Below are 16,793 nucleotides of genomic sequence, written 5' to 3' on the forward strand. Positions count from 1 at the left end.
TTTGTATCCTTGAACGCTATAATCGTGCTGAAAAAGATATACCGGAAAACGGTTATTGCGTTGATAGAACGAGTACGTGTCAGCCCGTCTAAAGAGAAGCGCTTTCTTGGCTGAAAAAAGCGCTGGCGAAGAGATGCGGAACGCTATTCTGGAGCTGTGGGCAAAACCCACCGTATTTTCCTGCGTTAAAGGTATGAAAGTGGTGGTGCTGGATTGCGCCATAATGAGGGTGGTACCGCGTGAACAGACATCTCGTCCCTTCTTTCTAGGGAGGAGTTTTTTTATGTGCTGATAAATACATAAGGAGTGATTCATATTGCAACGGTTAAGTTCGGCAAGTGTTCGCCAAATGTTCATTGACTTTTTTAAGGAGAAAGGCCATTCTGTAGAGCCGAGTGCTTCACTTGTGCCTTTTGAAGATCCGTCATTGCTATGGATTAACAGTGGTGTTGCCACATTAAAAAAGTATTTTGACGGACGGGTGATTCCCGAAAACCCGCGTATTGTCAACGCGCAAAAGTCGATTCGCACGAACGACATTGAGAACGTTGGAAAAACGGCGCGACACCATACATTTTTTGAAATGCTTGGCAATTTTTCAATCGGCGATTATTTTAAAGAGCAAGCGATTGAATGGGCATGGGAATTTTTAACCGATAAAAAATGGATCGGGTTTCCACAAGAACGTCTTTCTGTTACCGTTCATCCTGAAGATGAAGAGGCTTACCACTATTGGCATCAACATATTGGTCTTCCGGAAGAACGGATCATCCGTTTAGAAGGGAACTTTTGGGACATTGGCGAGGGCCCAAGTGGTCCAAACTCAGAAATTTTCTACGACCGTGGGCCAGAGTATGGCGATGACCCGAATGACCCAGAATTGTATCCAGGTGGTGAAAATGAACGCTACCTTGAGATTTGGAATTTGGTTTTTTCCCAGTTCAACCATAACGCAGATGGCACATACACGCCATTGCCAAAGAAAAACATTGATACAGGCATGGGCTTAGAGCGAATGGTGTCTGTGATCCAAGGAACGCCGACTAACTTTGAGACAGATTTGTTTATGCCAATTATTGAGGCGACGGAAGCACTGGCCAGTAAAACATACAAGGAAGCAGACACTGCTTTTAAAGTGATTGCCGACCATATTCGAACCGTTGCTTTTGCAGTTGGCGACGGGGCGTTGCCGTCTAATGAAGGTCGCGGTTATGTGTTGCGCCGCTTGTTGCGCCGCGCTGTTCGCTTTGCGAAGTCAATTGGCATTGACCGCCCGTTCATGTATGAGCTTGTGCCAGTTGTGGGTGCAATCATGAAAGACTTCTATCCTGAGGTTGCAGACAAGCAAGACTTTATTGCACGGGTTATTCGCACCGAAGAAGAGCGTTTCCATGAAACATTGAACGAGGGACTTGCGATTTTAAGCGATGTCATCGAAAAAGCAAAGACTAACAACAATGAAACAATTGCAGGTGAGGATGCGTTTCGCCTTTATGACACATATGGCTTTCCAATTGATTTAACGGAAGAGTACGTCCATGATGAAGGGTTGACAGTTGACCGTGCTGGCTTTGAACGGGAAATGGAACAACAGCGGCAGAGAGCACGTGCGGCTCGCCAGGAAAGCGCATCAATGTCCGTCCAGGAAGATGTCTTTGGTGAAGTGAAAACGCCAAGTGTATTTGTTGGCTATGAGCATACGGAGACAGACGCGGTCCTTACGACGCTCGTCCGCGGCAAAGAGAAAGTCGAACAAGCCTTTCAAGGGGATGTCATCCAATTCTTTCTTGATCAAACACCTTTTTATGCTGAAAGCGGCGGGCAAGTGGCAGATAGAGGGATGATTGTAACCGACACGGGACAAGCTGTAGTTAAAGATGTGAAAAAAGCGCCAAATGGCCAACATCTGCACACGGCTGAAGTGACAAATGGCGAAATCTCAGCTGGCCAACGAGCAAGCGCCCGTATAGAAGTAAGGGAACGACTCGATATTGTTAAAAATCATACAGCTACCCATTTGCTCCACCAAGCGTTGAAAGACGTTTTAGGTGAACATGTCAATCAAGCAGGTTCGCTTGTGTCGAGTGAACGGTTGCGCTTTGACTTTTCCCATTTTGGGCAAGTGACGCCAAATGAGCTCCAACAAATTGAAGAAATTGTTAACGAAAAAGTGTGGCAAGCGTTGCCAGTTGACATTTCGATTCAACGTTTAGAGGAAGCGAAAGCGGCGGGCGCAATGGCCTTGTTTGGTGAAAAATACGGCAGCGAAGTCCGAGTTGTCCGAGTTGGCAATTACAGCCTTGAACTGTGTGGTGGTTGCCATGTGCGCAACACAGCTGAAATCGGATTGTTTAAAATTACGAGCGAATCGGGTATTGGCGCGGGTGTACGCCGTATTGAAGCCGTTACGTCAAAAGGCGCCTATGCGTTTTTGTCAGAGCAAACAGCGATTTTAAAAAATGCGGCTGAACGTTTAAAAGCAAAGCGGTTATCTGATGTGCCGCAGCGAATTGAAAGCTTGCAAGAAGATTTGCGGAAAGCCCAACGGGAGAACGAATCGTTAACCGCTAAGCTTGGACAAGCTGAAGCTGGACATTTAAATGACCAAGTTAAGGAAATTGGCGGTGTTGCCGTTATCGCCGCACAAGTCGATGCAAAAGATACGGAAGCACTCCGTTCTATGGTGGACACGCTTAAACAAGCACACGAAAAAGCAGTGATTGTACTTGGAGCAAAAACAGGCAACAAGCTTGCCTTTGTCGCTGGCGTTACAAAGCCGGCTATTGCGGAAGGCTTCCATGCCGGCAAATTGATTAAAGAAGTTGCCGCTCGTACAGGCGGGGGGGGCGGCGGACGTCCTGATATGGCGCAAGCAGGTGGAAAAGATCCTGCCAAGTTGGACGAAGCCCTTGCTTATGTACATGAATACGTGAAATCAATTTCCTAAACGGTCGATTCTGTTGTACAATAGGACAGACGACAGAACGACGCGCATTTCGTCTAAAGAACGCTAAAAGAGGTGAGAGCTAGTTGAGTTCAATGGATAATACGATGCAATTCAATTTCAATGATGATTCCTTTGACGCAGATGTCCAAGAAGTGCTCTTGTCTGTTTATGATGCGCTTGAAGAAAAAGGGTACAACCCGATTAACCAAATTGTCGGCTATCTGTTGTCTGGTGATCCAGCCTACATTCCTAGGCATAAAGATGCCCGCACGCTAATCCGCAAATTAGAACGAGACGAGCTAATTGAAACGCTTGTGAAGTCGTATTTGCGGGCCCATGGCAAGGAAAACAAATGAAAACAATCGGCTTAGATGTAGGGACAAAGACAATTGGTGTCGCTATTAGCGATGCGTTCGGGTGGACAGCGCAAGGACTGCCGACGATCCAACGATCTGAAGACGACCCAAACCGTGATGTTGAAGTACTAGCTGAGCTGATCAAAGAAAATGACGTTCAAAAAGTAGTGATTGGTTATCCTAAAAACATGAACGGCACGGTTGGGGAAAGCGCCGCACGAAGTGAGACATTTGCACGAACACTTGAACAACGGTGCAATGTGCAGACCGTTTTATGGGATGAACGCCTTACAACAGCCGCAGCTCAGCGCGTTTTAATTGATGCGGATGTAAGTCGAAAAAAACGCAAAAAAGCTGTAGACAAAATGGCTGCTGTTTTCATTTTACAAGGATATTTAGACCGCCAAAGCCACACACTGACATAGAACAAACCAATTAGCAAAGTGAGGGAAAAAGAATGGCTCAAGAAGAAAAAGAGCGTTTTGTCATTCCAGACGAGAATGGCACGGAACATTTGTTTGATGAATTGTTCCGTTTTACAGTCGACGAAACAGAAAAGTCTTATATGGTACTCGTTCCAGTCGGGGAAGAAGAGGATGAGGAAGAGGAAGTCGAAGTGTTTGCGTTCCGCTATGAAGAACAGCAAAACGAAGACAATGACATTTCCTTTTACCCCGTCGAGACGGACGAAGAATGGGACATGATCGAAGAAATGCTCAATACCTTCTCTGAAGAGGAAGAGTAAAACCACAAACCCGTGCTGAATGTGGCACGGGTTTGCTTTAGAATAAAGGGCGAATTCTGTAAAAATGAAGGCGATAAAGGATGACTTTAGCATTTTTTGTAGTATAATGGGACGGGTAAGGAGGCAATAAATGACAAAGCAACCGAAACAGCATTCAGAGCTTTATCAGGAACGTGCATCCCAAGCCAAAACCGTCCGTAAGATTGTGTTTATTTGTGTTTTGATTCTGTTTGCCGTGATTTTGGCAACCGGCATATTCAGTTATTTTTACTTAACAAATGCTTTAAAACCAATGGACGAAGAAGGGGAAGGCACCGATATAGAAGTAACGATTCCTGTCGGAACTTCGACAAGCGGAATTGCGGAAATTCTAGAAGAAGAAGGATTAATCCGCAATGCGACGTTTTTCCGTTATTACGCTCGTTATAAAAATGAATCGGATTTCCAAGCAGGGACGTATACATTAAACACATCAATGGACATGGATGAGCTTATTGCAAGTTTAAAAGATGGCCGAGTCGTGGCTGAGGCTGCCTCGACAATTACTATTCCTGAAGGCTTTAACTTAGCGAGCTTAAGCGAAAGGCTTGCCGAGTTTACTGGAACATCCCAAGAAGAAGTAATGGCAATTATGGATGATGAAGAATATGTCGAAGAGCTTATCGACAACTATGACATGCTGACAGATGAAATTTTGAACGAAGAGATCCATCACCCACTGGAAGGCTACTTGTTCCCCGCTAGCTATCCATTTGAAGAGGAACAGCCTCCTGTAAAAACGGTCATTGAAGCGATGCTTGACCAAATGGAGCAAGTTTATCAAAACAATACCGACTTGATTGAAAGCAGCGAATACACATTCCATGAACTGCTGACGCTTGGATCCATTATTGAACGGGAAGCAAAAGAGGCACCAGACCGCTTTGAAATTTCTGGCGTCCTTCATAACCGGTTAGAGCAAAATATGAAGCTGCAAGTCGACCCAACCGTTGCATACGCCCAAGGCGAGCATATTTATATGACAACTTATGATGACCTTGACATCGATTCACCGTATAATACGTATCGATATGAAGGGTTGCCGCCAGGGCCGATTGCTACAGTTCGGGAGCAATCACTTGTGGCTGCTGCTGACCCGAATGACACCGATTACCTTTATTTTTATGCCCGTTACAATGGCGAGATTATCTATAATGAAGATTACAACAAGCATCTAGAAGCACGTGATGCATACCGTCATGAATGGGAAGAAGCAGAAAATAATGAGTAGGGCGGGGAGCCTAGCCTCCCTTGCTTTTTTCATTGCAAAGGAATGGCTTAAACATGATGAACCAAGAAATACATGCCTATGTAACGTCGCTGCTACCGAAGCGTTCACCGCTTGTTATGGAAATGGAGCAGTATGCAAAGGAAAACCATGTGCCGATTATGGAACTAGCGGCACTGGAAGCCATGCTTTTGCTGCTTGTCGCCAAACAGCCAAAAACAATTTTGGAAATTGGAACAGCAATTGGCTATTCGGCTATCCGAATGGCGGAAGCGCTTCCGCAAACACAGATTACGACAATCGAACGGGATGATGTTCGCTTCCATCAAGCACAGGCTTACATACAGCGCGCTGGCTTGCAAGACCGGATTCACCTTATCCATGGGGATGCTACCAATGCAGTTGATCTCATTGTACATTCCACTCCATTTGATGTATTATTTATTGATGCTGCAAAAGGGCAATACCAAACATTTTTTGAATTGTACACGCCGAAGTTAGCAGATTCGGGGCTTGTGATCAGTGACAATATTTTGTTTAGGGGCCTTGTCGCAAAAGAAGACTTGTCTTCGCAACCAAAACGTTTGCGCAAGCTTGCGATCAAAATCAAACGCTACAATGAATGGCTGTGCAACCATCCGCAATTTACTACGCGCATTTTGCCGATCGGCGATGGGATTGCGTGCAGCATGAAGATACAAACTTAACAGCAACATAGGAGAGGAAGACGAATGGAATCAAGCACGAGGCCAGTGATCATTGGCGTGGCTGGCGGTACCGGATCTGGCAAGACAACTGTCGCCAAAGAAATATTTAAGCAGTTCAGCCAGTCATCCATTGTCTTGATTGAGCAAGATGCATATTATAAAAATCAAGATCATCTCACATTTGAAGAGCGTTTAAAAACGAATTACGACCATCCGCTTTCATTTGACAATGAGCTTCTTTATGCTCATCTTATGCAACTGGCAGATCGGTCGCCGATTTTTAAGCCTTCCTACGATTATGCCAATCATACACGCGCAAAAACGGTTACAAAAATTGAGCCGAAAGATGTCATTATCCTAGAAGGAATTTTGATTCTCGAAGACGAACGTTTACGAAGCATGATGGATATAAAGGTGTTTGTCGACACGGATCCTGATATCCGCATCATTCGTAGGCTTGTTCGCGATACAAAGGAGCGCGGACGGTCAATTGATTCAGTCATTGACCAATATACTTCGGTCGTGAGGCCCATGCATTTACAGTTTGTGGAGCCGACAAAACGTTATGCCGATTTAATTATCCCAGAAGGCGGGCAAAACAAAGTCGCGATCGATTTGATGGCAACAAAAATTCGCACAATTATTGAACAAAAGAAGTTGGATGCTTAAAAAGAGCCAGTCCCAACCGTCCTTTTGTATATATTAATGAGGAGTGAATAGCATGTCAGAAGAGAAAAAACATTACATGACCGCAGAAGGCAAGAAAAAACTTGAAGAAGAACTACATTATTTGATTACAACACGACGTAAAGAAGTCGTTGAACGTATAAAAGTCGCCCGTAGCTTTGGTGATCTGTCGGAGAACTCCGAGTATGATTCTGCCAAAGAAGACCAGGCATTTGTTGAAGGCCGGATTGCCCAACTGGAAAAAATGATTCGCAATGCGGTCATGATTGAAAATGAAAAAGTAGATGGCAATGTTGTTTCATTAGGAAAAACGGTCCGCTTAATGGAATTACCTGATGGGGAGGAAGAAGAATACACGATTGTCGGTTCAGCGGAGTCAGATCCTTTTGAGGGAAAAATTTCAAATGACTCTCCGATGGCGCAAAGTTTGTTAGGTAAAACAGTTAATGACCGTGTTGTTGTTAATACGCCAGGCGGGGAAATGGAAGTCGAAATCCTTGAAATCCGCTAGATATAAGGAGTCCTCTTGTTGCAATTGTAACAAGAGGACCATTTTTTTTCACATGATTTTTCGTGAATCTCCGACAAAAGGAAGGTTGAAGTTCAACTGAAACAAGCTATAATGGAAAAAGAACGTTGGAAAGAGGAGGTTATTTGATGGGACGGCGATCTGAATATCGCAGAAATAAACGCATTAATCGAATCTTAAACATTGCTATTATCATCGTTACTGTGCTGATCCTCTTTCTTGGTGGCAACCTTGCAGTAAATTGGTTTAGTTCGGATCAAGCTGCTGTGGATGAACAAGAAAGCAGCTCAGGTCAATCAGGAGATGGCCAAACGATTGAAGAAGGCGATGAAGAAGGAAGTACAGCAGCCAATGATGATGGCGACAGCGACAGCGATGCTTCCGAAGAAGAGAATAATGAAGACGAAAATAGCAGTGAGGAAAACGACGAAGAAGAACAAACAGAAGACGAAGAAACGGAAGAAACAGAGGGCGATACTGTTCCTACGCAACAGGAAAATCCGTCACCAAATGATTTTACAAGAGGAAGCCAAAACTGGAACGAAATGGAGTCAGCCCTTTATTTGGCCACAGGTTTAAATGAATCGAATTCAACGCTTATGTGGTTAGGAAATGGTGGCTCCACTACAAGTGCACGGGGTGTGTTGCTTGATAACAGCACAGGCACCTATCACGATGTACGCCTTCAATGGGAAGACAGTGTTGGTTGGACGGTTGTATCATCGAGTGAATCAGCAACAGATCCTCGCTAAGCAAAAGGAGCGTCTACCTCAACGATTCGCGTAGACCGAAGAAATAACAGTCTACAACCACCCTCAGACTGATAGAAAACGTTTGTCAGACGAGGAGTGCAGGCGAGCGTTTGTCTACAGTCTGGAACGGATGCATCATGCATCCGTTTTTTGCTGTACACCAATCTCATTAAGCAATTTGAAAAAGCGTTCTTTGCTTACTCGTTCTCGCTCATAGCCAACAAACGGGTTTTCAAGTTGTTGGATGCGTCTAAGCACATCAACGTGTGAAAATTGCTGAGGCGAAAGGGTTGGCGATGCTAATTCATCTTCCCGTAAAGGAACGGCGGCAAAGCCGGTCTCTCTCATGGAGTATGGGGCAATGACCGTTTTGTTATAAGCGTGCTGAACGTAATCGATATAGAGACGGTTACGGCGCTTTTTTTTGAGCCGTTCCGTCGTATACTTGCCTGGTTTTTGTTGGCAGAGAAAGTCGGCGACAAATTTCATGAAGCGGCCTGTTTCCTCATAAGTAAGAGCCTGTTTTTCCAATGGAATGTGAACTTGCAATCCTTTCCCACCAGTCGTTTTACAGAAAAAGGGGAGTTGAAACCGGGTGAAAATTTGTTTCATGTCAAGTGCTGCTTCCTGGGCAAGGCCAAACTGATCTTGGCTTGGTGGATCGAGATCAAAGACAATTTCGTCTGGTTTGTTTGATTCGATCGTTTGAAACGGAATATGGAGTTCCAACGCCAGTTGGTTTCCGAGCCATATAAGCGTTTCTGGATTGTTGCAAAGAATATAACAAATGTCTTCTAACCAAGCTGAGCTGACATAAGCAGGCGCATAACTTGGAATATGCTTCTGGTAAAAACGTTCGTTTGCAAACGTCCCATGGGGATAACGAATAACAGTAAGCGCTCGTCGATATAAAAAAGGAAGCATAAAAGGCATAACAGCTTGCAAATAATGAAGGTAATCGGCTTTTGTGACTTGTTCCCATAACGGTTTATCTAAACTTGTCGTCTCTACAATGTCTGGCAATGGATACAGTCCATGGAACAGTGTGGCCATGGTGATGTCGTCTGGATCAGCATGATGCAAAAAGCGGGCAAAGGAGACTTCACGGAGCTGTCCACCGGAAAAGCCAATACAAGCGAGCTCAACGACGATTGACGGAGCGAGGCGAAACCCATTTTTTTCAGTTGTTCCTTTTGTTCGAAAAAAATCGGCTAACGTCTTGGCATCGTCTGGCGAAAGGCCGTGTTTAAAAATAGCGACTTCCGTTAATTCCCCTTGTTGGTGATAAACGCTGCCATGAAAATAACCATTCGTTGCATCATAAAATGTGACAAGAACAGGCACAAATCGGTAATGTTTCAGCTTTAGCCAATCCTTTGAACGGACATTTTGACTGTAAGGGCTTAGCTGTTTTTTTAGGACAATCCCTTCGCCATTATAACGTTTAACAGTTGTAAGGAGATCTTGAATAGCGGTTGTCGACTCAATCACACCCAGTGTCGGGACAGCACCTAATGGAGAGAGAACGGGAATATCGGCGCGTTTGCAGAAGGACAACAACTGTTTGCGTCTTTCTCGATAAGGAATGTTAGGTTGGTTGAGTAGGTCAAAGGCAATCCATTGGCAAGGCCTGCTTAACATTTCCTTTTCGATCACATGAACGTTGCTCATGCGCGAACGTGTTTGTACGGCAGGAAAATGGCTTGCATAGCCATCCAGCAAGCAAACAAGCTCTCCGTCCAATACGATCGGCAACTTGCCAGAAAGTCTTGTTCGCCTTTCTTCGAAAGCACTTACGACTTCAGGGAAAGCGTGGTTTAGCAAACGCCCGTTACGGCTTATTAGCTCAATGCTAGTGTCTGTGATGGAGACAAGGCAACGATAGCCGTCGTATTTAGGCTCCCCGATCCAGCCTGTTGACTTAGGAAATGCGGTTGTCTCCGTCAGTTTCATTGGTTTCATTGGCGCCACCTCCTAGCTATAGAGTAACCAAACCTTTCCTGTGATATTAATGGCGATTGCGCCGTATAGTAAGAGTGAGGTGAAATCATGCATACAGTATGGAAAGGCAGCATCCAGTTCGGGCTAGTTCATATTCCTGTTAAGCTGCACACGGCAACCGAAAACAAAGACATCAAAATGCGTCAGCTCCATAAAAAGTGCCATACGCCAATCTCTTATGAAAAAAAATGTCGCAACTGTGAGGAAGCAGTGGAAGCAGAAGATATTGTCAAAGCATACGAATACGCGAAAAATAAATTTGTTGTCGTCGAAGCAGAAGAACTTGAGCAGTTTCGAAAAGACAATGAAGACAAAGCGGTGCAAATTCTTGATTTTGTCCAGTTGGAAGAAGTTGATCCGATTTATTTTGACCGTTCTTATTTCTTAGCGCCAGGTGATGGTGGCTCGAAAGCGTATGCACTATTGCAAAGGGCGCTTGCCGATTCTAAAAAAATCGGCATAGGTAAAATCATTATTCGCGCGAAAGAACATTTGGCGATTGTCCGCACGTACGGCAATGCCTTAATGATGGAGACGATTTATTTTCCAGATGAGGTGCGGAAGCTTGCTGATGTCCCGAATTTGCCAGAAGAGCCAAAAGTAGAGGAAAAAGAACTAAAGACCGCATTGCTCTTGATTGACCAGCTTACCAGTGAATTTGACCCAGAATCTTACACGGATGAGTACCGGGAACAGCTCTTTAATCTAATTGAGCAAAAAAAGCAAGGAAACAAAATGGTTGTCTCAGAGCCAAAAGAAGCCGAACGCGACACGAATGTGACCGATTTAATGTCAGCGCTAGAGGCGTCACTAGAGCGGACAAAGCCGAAACGGAAAAAAGCGGCTGCATCAAAACGAAAAACAGCAACAAAGAAAAACGCATAACCAGGCGGATCGAAAACACTTGTCAATCAAGAAAAAGAAAGCGACAGGCTGAACCAGCAGGCATTGCCAGCTGGTTTTTTTCAATTTTATGTGTGAAATCTTGTTTAAAGGTGTGTATACTGGAAAAGGAATTGTCCAACAGAAGGGAAGAGTGGATGTGAAAATCGGTATCATTGGCGCAATGGAAGAAGAAGTCAACTATTTACGAGATAAAATGGAAAACCGCGTAGTGACAACGATTGCCAATTGTGAATTTACAGAAGGCCAAATTGGCGCTGTGGAAGTAGTCTTAACACGGTGTGGAATTGGAAAAGTGAACGCCGCACTAGCAACAACGCTATTGAATGATCGGTTTCAACCTGATGCCATTATCAATACTGGCGTAGCCGGAGGGCTCAACGCAAATATGGCTGTTGGCGATCTTGTCATTTCAACAGAAGTGCGTTACCACGATGTCGACGCAACTGTGTTTGGTTATGAATATGGACAAGTTCCTGGGATGGTGCCAGCGTATTTGCCAGATGCGACCTTAATTGCAGCAGCGAAAACAGCCGCCCAAAAAGTAGGTTTCCATTCAGAAGAGGGGCTTATTGTGACAGGGGATTCCTTTATGGGGGAAGAAACGCGTGTAAACGAGGTCAAAACGTTATTTCCTACTGCTTATTGTGCAGAAATGGAAGCAGGCGCGATCGCTCAAGTATGCCACCAATTCCAGACGCGATTTGTTATTATCCGGGCATTGTCTGACGTGGCAGGCCAAGACGCAAAGATGTCATACGATACATTTTTAGAAAAATCAGCTGTTAATTCTGCTAAACAAGTGATGTTGATGCTCGACCATTTATCAGCATAATTTTCCTCTATTAGCAAAAGTCTTCGCCTTTCGAACTTCTTTTGATCTGTTAAGATAGAAAAGGAGAGCAGTAGGAGAGGAGGCAGTCTAATGGACGAAAAGACGATTCAACGTTTGAAACAGGATCAGCATGATTATCAGTTGTTCTGCTTGTTGTTTTTAGGGGCGGGTTTATTTTTGACAATTGGTTTTTGGCTGCCTGAGCCTTACCAAATACATGATGCAAGTGTACAGATATATTCAGGCATTATTGGAGCTGCTATTGTATTTGCCGGTTGTTGCTTTGGCCTTTCTTACTTGGCTAAACGAAAATTGAACAAACACGAATAAGACAAACAACTCCACGTAAAATGAAGCCCTAAGCGTTTGCTTAGAGCTTCATTTTGTTAATGGCAATTTTAAACTAATGTCATGAAGCAGAAGATTACGTTTTGTTTACAAGTGTTGCGTGGAGAATGGAGACGGTAAAAGTCCCATTCCCATTGATTTCGTTAAACACTTTCCAGTTTGGTGACAGCATTGCTTTAAATTCAGCTAATTGTGCCGCTGTCAGTGTAAGATTGTCAAATCGGTCGTCTGCCATTTGGTAGTCAATGCCTTCCTCCAGTCCATATTTTAAACCAAGCAAGCGTTTAATCCCGAATTTCGACACAAATTTAATGGTGTAGCCTACTTGCACTGCTTGCGAAAAGTCGTCGAAAGCAGTTTCCGCGGCCGTAATGAGTTCATGATAATCGAATGTGTCGTCAAAGCTGTTCAGTGTTTCGGCATCTTTAGCTTTCAACAAGTCAATGAGTGTTTGTCGCTCCATGCCTTTAGCAAGCAACGTTTCCACCATAAAAGCTTCCCATTGCGATAAAGCTGGAAGGTTCATGTTTCTATTCTCCTTATGCCTTATTCGGCCAATTTGATTTCGTTTGCGTAATAGAGCTCATCAAGCCTTGGTGTGTAGTCCAAACGGTCACTCACGCCGTATCGCCCTTGAAGCTGGAATAAATAAACAGCGCCACGATCTTCAGCTAAAATTTGTTGAACTTGTTGATATTGGGCGGCACGTTCTTCCTCATCCATATTATAGGCCGCATCTTCAAGGAGCTGTTCAATCTCAGGGTTGGTATAAGGAGCGACTCCCTCTTCTTTAAAGAAATCGAGCACGCTCGCATCAAACATGTCATTTCCCCAGCCGACAAAGACTGCTTCTTCTAACTCGCCATTAAATAACCGGTTGGCAAACTGGCTTTGTTCAATCAGTTCGATATTAGCTGTAATGCCGACATCAGCTAACATACCACCGACCACTTCCGCCATTTCCGTATAGTAATTATTGACGGACATATCGATTGTCACGCCATCTTCATAGCCAGCTTCAGCAAGAATTTCCTTTGCTCGTTCTGGGTCGTACTCGTACGTGTCATATAAAGAAGGATCGGAGCCAAAGTTTCCCGGCGTGATGTGAGTCCGAGTTGCTGTAGCGCTGCCTTGAAGAATTTCATCGATGATCACCTGATTGTCGATGGCCAAATCAATCGCTTCTCTTACGGCTGGGTCAGCTGTAGTTTCTCCTTCTTCATTGGATAGCCAAATTTGGATGACGCGTTGGATCGGTTCTAATGCCATATGGGTGCCATCATTGTTGTCAATCCGCTCCATGTCAGCTGTTGGAATATTGAAGGCGATATCGACGCCGCCGGTAAGAAGCTCGGATACGCGGGTTGAGTCTTCAGGCACCACACTGAAGCGAACGGTTTCCCAATTCGGCTCTCCTTCAAAATAGCCTTCATATTTGCTTAATACGACGGCCTCATCTTGTTGCCAAGATTCAAATTGAAATGGACCTGTTCCAACCGGGGCATTGAAAAACTCATCAGCGCCTACTTCGTCAAAGTAGTCTTTTGGCAACATGCTTGCCGCTGGAGTGGAGAGGCGACTGAGCAATTGTGGGTCAGGCTCAGCTGTTTTAATTTGAATGGTATGGTCATCTACTATTTCCACGTTTTCAATTTGGCTGAATGTGGCATATTGCTGGAGCGTCGTATCGTTTGCAACTCGTTCCAATGAGAATTTGACATCTTCCGCCGTAAACGGATCGCCGTTATGAAAAGTAACGTCATCACGTAATTGGAATTCCCAAGTTACATCATCTATCGTGTCCCAAGTCTCCGCCAAATCAGGAATGATTTCTCCTGCTTCATCCCGTTTTAACAACTTATTGTACACATTTACGAGTACAGCCGAAGTCGTAATGACGCTATTGTTATGAGGGTCAAACGTAGTGATGTCGGCAGGGTTGGCAATCGTTAGCTGGCCATTGCCAGACGCTGTATCGTCATTGGTCGTATCGTTCGTATCAGGATCTTCAAAGCCACAGGAAGCAAGGAGCGCCAGTGTAACAGCAGAAATGGTTATAAAAGAAACTGGTTTTTTCATGTTTTACCCTCCAATAGATTGTTTGTGCCTGTCTCTAGGATGAGAAGGTGGCACGGCTTTTAACAGTGATTTTGTATAAGTGTGCTCTGGGGATTGGAAAATGTCGTTTGTTTCTCCGATCTCGACGAGCTTGCCTTTATGCATAATCGCGACACGGTTGCTAAGCTGTTTCACAGTCGGCAATCCATGGGCAATAAAAATATAAGAAAGCCCATATGACGTTTGCAATGACTTGAGCAACTTTAAAATTTGCGCTTGGATGGACACGTCAAGGGCAGAGACAGCCTCATCACATATGATTAGATCTGGTTTTAAGGCGATCGCTCTAGCGATGCTTAAACGTTGCCGTTGCCCACCGCTGAATTCGTGGGGAAACCGGTTTAAATGCTGCTCGCTTAAGCCAACCTCATGCAATAATTCAAGCGCTTTGTCGTTCCGGTTTTTCTTGTTTAGTTGCTTATGGAGAATGAGCGGTTCTGTGACGATTTCCTTAGCCCTCATCCTCGGGTTTAACGACGCATATGGGTCTTGGAACACTGCCTGCATACGCCTTTTAGTCGCTTTTCTTTCCACTTTTGACTGGTTGGCAATGTTTTGTCCTAAAAAATAGATTTCCCCGCTAGTGGGTTCCAAGAGCTGCAAAATCATTTTCGCCACCGTTGATTTTCCACTACCTGACTCGCCGACAATGCCCAATGTTTCTCCTTTAAAAACTTGGAAACTGACGTCATCCACTGCTTTAAAGGAAGATGCTTTGTTTGTTTTGCTTTTTTTCAATGGAAATGTTTTGCTCAGATGGCGTACATCAAGAAGCAATTCACTCGTCGGTTCCATCTTTTTTTCCACCTTTCCTGGATACATGCAGCGTCCATTCATAATAATTGTTGGCTATCCATTAGCTAAGCCTGAGGGATTGCCGAGAATGACACTAAGCAAACTAAAAGCTTGCGTCCAATGTCGGCATTGCCTTTAACAGGCCAATTGTATAAGGGTGTTGCGGTTTGTCAAATAAGTCGAAGACAGTCGCTTCTTCGACAATTTTGCCGGCATGCATCACAAGAACCCGGTCAGCGATATCAGCGACTACACTTAAATCATGGGTAATAAATACGATTCCAGTCCCGTTTTGTTTGTTTAACCGTTTCATAAGCGCTAAAATTTGCGCTTGCGTCGTGACATCGAGTGCTGTTGTCGGTTCATCCGCAATTAACAATTTTGGTTGACAGGCGATGGCGATGGCGATCATCACCCGTTGCCGCATGCCTCCAGACAATTGGTGTGGAAAGCGTTTTGCCGTTTCTTCAGGGGTTGGAATGTCGACTTGTTCCAGCAAATCAATCACTTTTTTAGCAATAGCGGATTTACTCCAGCTACGGTTATGGATTTTAAGTACTTCGGCAATTTGCGTCTGAATGCGTAACATTGGATTTAAAGACGACATCGGCTCTTGGAAAATCATCGACATTTCTTTGCCACGCAATCGTCTACGTTCAGTTGCTGACATAGTCAGTAACTCTTGCCCTTCATAAAGGATAGAGCCGCGAATGGTAGCGTTTCTATTTAACAGACCCATGATCGAAAGAGACGTCACACTTTTTCCGCTACCTGATTCGCCGACAATGGCTACAATTTCACCAGGATAAACATGAAATGAAATGCCATTGACAACCGGTTTTGAGTCGCTGCCAGAAGCAAACGCTGTTACAAGCTCATTTACACTAAGCAAAGGTCTATTTGTCATCCTTTATGCCTCCTCGTGTGAAGCGTGGGTCCAATAAGTCCCGTAACCAATCCCCTAAAAAGGTAAAGGAAAGAACCGTGACTGTAATGGCTATACCAGGAAATGTCGCAACCCACCAGCTTGTGGCTAGATAGTTGCGCCCGTCGTTTAGCATTCCTCCCCAAGTGATGTCAGGGGGCTGAACGCCAAAGCCAAGAAAACTAAGAGAGGACTCTGTTAAAATCGCTGTGCCAATACCAATGGTGGCAATCACAATAAAGGAAGACAAAACGTTTGGCAGAATATGTTTCCGAACAATATAAGTACGGCTTGCTCCAAGCGTGTTGGCAGACTGGACAAATTCCCTTTCCTTTACACTAAGCACTTCACCGCGGACAACGCGAGTATACTGAACCCAACTTGTCAGTCCAATGATCAGAATCAGTGTGGCAATCGACGGTTCAAGCATCACCATTGCCACAAGGACAAGCAACAACGTTGGAATGGCAAGCATAGCATCAACAAAGCGCATGATGAGTGCATCGAGCCAACCGCCTAAATAGCCGGAAGCAAGGCCGAATGTCAGACCAATGAAACCAGCAATTACAACAGAGACGATGCCGACAAAAAGGGAAACACGCCCTCCGTAAATAAGACGGCTGAGCACATCTCGCCCTAGATGGTCGGTGCCGAGCCAGTGCAAGCTGGAGCCATTTTCCATCCACGCTGGCGGGATTAGGCGTTGAGTCGCATCAATTTGAAAAGGATCGTGGGGAACAATCCATGGCGCGAAAACAGCAAGCACGGCAATTAGGAAAACGATGACCAACCCTGCCAAGCCTAAAGGAGAGAGGTGGGCAAAAAAACGGGCTCGATTCGCTTTCTTTTGTTTAGAAGTAGCCTCCATGAACGATTCT

General features: G+C 44.7%; 18 protein-coding genes and 1 other annotated feature. Of the genes, 12 read left to right on the plus strand and 6 right to left on the minus strand.

Features of this window, described 5'->3' with window-relative positions:
- Positions 1-51 precede the first annotated feature (51 nt).
- Positions 52-263: a binding site (T-box leader), on the plus strand.
- 53 nt (positions 264-316) lie between these two features.
- From alaS to N6H06_RS07680, 9 genes are all read left to right on the plus strand, one after another.
- Positions 317-2,947, plus strand: a complete 2,631-nt coding sequence (alaS, locus tag N6H06_RS07640; protein WP_212953267.1) for an alanine--tRNA ligase — start codon at positions 317-319, stop codon at positions 2,945-2,947.
- Positions 2,948-3,030: 83 nt separating this feature from the next.
- Positions 3,031-3,303, plus strand: a complete 273-nt coding sequence (locus N6H06_RS07645) for an IreB family regulatory phosphoprotein (protein ID WP_062747463.1) — start codon at positions 3,031-3,033, stop codon at positions 3,301-3,303.
- Entirely contained in the window at positions 3,300-3,728 is a 429-nt protein-coding gene (gene ruvX / locus N6H06_RS07650; RefSeq protein WP_062747462.1) for a Holliday junction resolvase RuvX, read from the plus strand. Before N6H06_RS07645 ends, ruvX begins: the two co-directional genes overlap by 4 nt.
- Positions 3,729-3,760: 32 nt before the next feature.
- A complete protein-coding gene (locus tag N6H06_RS07655; RefSeq protein ID WP_062747460.1) occupies positions 3,761-4,048 on the plus strand; it encodes a DUF1292 domain-containing protein in 288 nt (95 codons plus the stop codon).
- A 130-nt stretch (positions 4,049-4,178) separates the two neighbouring features.
- Complete coding sequence (gene mltG / locus N6H06_RS07660; RefSeq protein WP_062747458.1) at positions 4,179-5,318, plus strand: endolytic transglycosylase MltG; 1,140 nt, start codon at positions 4,179-4,181, stop codon at positions 5,316-5,318.
- A gap of 53 nt (positions 5,319-5,371) precedes the next feature.
- Positions 5,372-6,022: an O-methyltransferase gene (locus N6H06_RS07665; RefSeq protein WP_062747933.1), complete on the plus strand. Its 651-nt coding sequence runs from the start codon at positions 5,372-5,374 to the stop codon at positions 6,020-6,022.
- A gap of 24 nt (positions 6,023-6,046) precedes the next feature.
- Positions 6,047-6,691, plus strand: a complete 645-nt coding sequence (gene udk / locus N6H06_RS07670) for a uridine kinase (protein ID WP_062747456.1) — start codon at positions 6,047-6,049, stop codon at positions 6,689-6,691.
- A gap of 52 nt (positions 6,692-6,743) precedes the next feature.
- Positions 6,744-7,220 (plus strand): transcription elongation factor GreA, encoded by a 477-nt coding sequence (gene greA / locus N6H06_RS07675; RefSeq protein WP_062747454.1) that lies wholly within the window; start codon positions 6,744-6,746, stop codon positions 7,218-7,220.
- Positions 7,221-7,366: 146 nt separating this feature from the next.
- Positions 7,367-7,990, plus strand: coding sequence for a YrrS family protein (locus tag N6H06_RS07680; protein ID WP_062747452.1), 624 nt, complete (start codon positions 7,367-7,369; stop codon positions 7,988-7,990).
- A gap of 135 nt (positions 7,991-8,125) precedes the next feature.
- Here the strand turns inward: N6H06_RS07680 and N6H06_RS07685 are convergent, their stop codons facing one another.
- A complete protein-coding gene (locus N6H06_RS07685; protein WP_263705997.1) occupies positions 8,126-9,952 on the minus strand; it encodes a DNA ligase D in 1,827 nt (608 codons plus the stop codon).
- Between the two features lie 87 nt (positions 9,953-10,039).
- Here N6H06_RS07685 and ku point away from each other — a divergent pair, with 87 nt between their 5' ends.
- The 3 genes from ku to N6H06_RS07700 all read left to right on the plus strand — a co-directional run bounded on the left by ku (position 10,040) and on the right by N6H06_RS07700 (position 12,059).
- A complete protein-coding gene (ku, locus tag N6H06_RS07690) occupies positions 10,040-10,876 on the plus strand; it encodes a non-homologous end joining protein Ku (RefSeq protein WP_062747448.1) in 837 nt (278 codons plus the stop codon).
- 157 nt (positions 10,877-11,033) lie between these two features.
- Positions 11,034-11,729 (plus strand): 5'-methylthioadenosine/S-adenosylhomocysteine nucleosidase, encoded by a 696-nt coding sequence (gene mtnN / locus N6H06_RS07695; RefSeq protein ID WP_062747930.1) that lies wholly within the window; start codon positions 11,034-11,036, stop codon positions 11,727-11,729.
- Positions 11,730-11,819: 90 nt separating this feature from the next.
- The gene (locus tag N6H06_RS07700) at positions 11,820-12,059 is read left to right on the plus strand and encodes a YrhC family protein (protein WP_062747446.1); all 240 of its coding nucleotides are present in this window, start codon (positions 11,820-11,822) and stop codon (positions 12,057-12,059) included.
- 94 nt (positions 12,060-12,153) lie between these two features.
- Here the strand turns inward: N6H06_RS07700 and N6H06_RS07705 are convergent, their stop codons facing one another.
- The 5 genes from N6H06_RS07705 to N6H06_RS07725 all read right to left on the minus strand — a co-directional run bounded on the left by N6H06_RS07705 (position 12,154) and on the right by N6H06_RS07725 (position 16,783).
- A complete protein-coding gene (locus N6H06_RS07705) occupies positions 12,154-12,603 on the minus strand; it encodes a hypothetical protein (protein WP_062747444.1) in 450 nt (149 codons plus the stop codon).
- 20 nt (positions 12,604-12,623) lie between these two features.
- Positions 12,624-14,156: an ABC transporter substrate-binding protein gene (locus N6H06_RS07710; RefSeq protein WP_062747442.1), complete on the minus strand. Its 1,533-nt coding sequence runs from the start codon at positions 14,154-14,156 to the stop codon at positions 12,624-12,626.
- Between the two features lie 3 nt (positions 14,157-14,159).
- Positions 14,160-14,990 carry an ATP-binding cassette domain-containing protein gene (locus N6H06_RS07715; protein WP_263705999.1) on the minus strand — a complete coding sequence of 277 codons (831 nt, stop codon included), beginning with the start codon at positions 14,988-14,990 and terminating at the stop codon, positions 14,160-14,162.
- 103 nt (positions 14,991-15,093) lie between these two features.
- Positions 15,094-15,897 (minus strand): ABC transporter ATP-binding protein, encoded by an 804-nt coding sequence (locus N6H06_RS07720; RefSeq protein ID WP_062747438.1) that lies wholly within the window; start codon positions 15,895-15,897, stop codon positions 15,094-15,096.
- Positions 15,887-16,783: an ABC transporter permease gene (locus N6H06_RS07725; RefSeq protein WP_062747436.1), complete on the minus strand. Its 897-nt coding sequence runs from the start codon at positions 16,781-16,783 to the stop codon at positions 15,887-15,889. The genes N6H06_RS07720 and N6H06_RS07725 overlap by 11 nt, the downstream gene beginning before the upstream one ends.
- Positions 16,784-16,793: the final 10 nt, after the last annotated feature.

It is taken from the genome of Shouchella tritolerans, assembly GCF_025770735.1.
GTDB classification, from domain to species: Bacteria; Bacillota; Bacilli; order Bacillales; family Bacillaceae_D; genus Shouchella; species Shouchella tritolerans.